The following is a 1,975-nucleotide window of genomic DNA, read 5'->3' on the forward strand; positions in this document are numbered from 1 at the left end:
AAGGTGAAAAGGTGAAAAGGTGAAAAGATGAAAAAATGGGAAAGGTGAAAAGGTGAAAAAAGGCTGCGCCATCTTATACATTTGGCTTAACTCCTCAACTCCTTTAACTCCTAAAGGTGAAAGGGTGAAAAGATACACATTTGGCTTAACTCCTTAACTCCATAACTCCTTTAACTCCTAAATAAGAGCGAAAGGGTGAGAGAAATAGAACCAAAGGATTGTAAGACTTGCAGAGTTGCGAGTTTGCAGTCCGAAAAGCTCGTGAGCACGCATGTGGAAGGGAGGGACAGATAATGTTTAGAGAGTATTGGATAAGAAAATCACACATACAATAAACTTACGGTTGCGTTTCATTTTTTTGAGGTTGTTCTTTGTTCATTAATCATTTAACATTTTTTGTTTATGTTGTTTCATACTTCTCATACACCGTCTCATACGGAAAGCATGACTAGCGGTGCGCCTTCTCGCGGCATATTGAAGTTTGCCATACCCCTTATCCTGGGCTATATCTTGCAACAAATGTATTTGGTTATCGATGCAGCGATAGTGGGTAGATGGATAGGAGTAGGGGCTTTGGCGGCAGTTGGCGCCTCTAGTAGCATCATGTTTCTTGTGATGGGCTTCTGCAATGGGGCGTGTGCCGGCTTTGCAATCCCCGTGGCACAGGCATTTGGCGCTGGCGACCACCACAAAATGCGGTGCTATGTGAGCAACGCCATGCGCATAGCCGTGATGCTTGCAGTGGTGATAACGCTGCTGTCGTGCTTGCTCTGCGAAAGGATATTGAAACTCGTCAACACGCCAGCCGATGTCTTCCACGATGCTTATGTCTTCCTTTTCTTGCAGTTCTGCACCATCCCATTCACGATGGCCTACAATCTCTATTCAGGACAGATACGTGCGTTGGGCAATTCCAAGCAACCTTTTTACTTCCTCATTGTCTCATCATTGTTTAACATCTTGCTCGACGTGGTGCTTATCCTGCTGTTGGGGCTGGGTGTCGAAGGCGCTGGCATCGCAACCTTCCTTAGTCAGGTTCTCGCATCATGGCTATGTTGGCGGTTTATTAGGCGGCACATGGCTATTCTCGTGCCCAAGGCCGACGAACGGTCGTTCGACAACAAGAAAATCAGCATCTTGTTGAACAATGGCATACCGATGGGTTTGCAATTCTCCATTACGTCTGTCGGAATTATCATGCTGCAAAGTGCCAATAACGCACTAGGGACGATATACGTGGCTTCGTTTACGGCCGCCTTACGCATCAAATACTTGTTCACTTGTGTACTTGAGAACATTGGTGTGGCAATGGCCACTTATTGCGGACAGAACATCGGTGCGGGAAAGCTAGACCGTGTTAAGACTGGCGTACGTGATGCCATGTGGATTATGATGGGGTATTTCGTCTTGACGGTTGCCGTCATCTATCCCTTTGCCGATGAGATGATGATGCTCTTTGTAAGCGGCCACGAGCAGGAAGTGATAGCCAATGCCGCACAACTTATGCGAATTGCCAACTGGTTCTACCCCACTTTGGGCGTATTGGTCATCCTCCGTTATAGTATTCAGGGGCTTGGTTACAGCAACCTGAGTTTGATGAGCGGCGTTATGGAAATGATTGCCCGTTGTGGAGTTAGCCTTTGGTTAGTTCCTGCGCTGGCTTGGTTAGGCGTTTGCTATGGCGACCCCGTAGCTTGGATAATGGCCGACCTGTTCCTTGTGCCTGCTTACCTATGGCTTTTAAGGCGATTGAAAAACAAAGAGAGGGTGAAAGGGTGAAAAGATAGGAAAGGTGAAAGGGTGAAAAGATAGGAAAGGTGAAAAGATAGGAAAGGTGAAAAGGTGAAAAGGTGAAAGGGTGAAAAGATGAAAGGTTGAAAAGGTGAGAGGGTGGAAAGGTAGTAAAGATGAAAGGGTGGAAAGGTGGAAAGATGAAAGGGTGGAAAGGTGAAAGGGTGAAAAGATAGGAAAGGTG

The 1,975-nt window shown here is 46.4% G+C and carries 1 protein-coding gene; it reads left to right on the forward strand.

Annotated features, from left to right (window positions below):
- The first annotated feature begins 402 nt into the window (after positions 1-402).
- Positions 403-1,779, forward strand: coding sequence for an MATE family efflux transporter (locus HMPREF2955_RS08280; RefSeq protein ID WP_070722572.1), 1,377 nt, complete (start codon positions 403-405; stop codon positions 1,777-1,779).
- Positions 1,780-1,975: the final 196 nt, after the last annotated feature.

The organism is Prevotella sp. HMSC073D09, from assembly GCF_001814145.1.
Lineage (GTDB): Bacteria > Bacteroidota > Bacteroidia > Bacteroidales > Bacteroidaceae > Prevotella > Prevotella conceptionensis.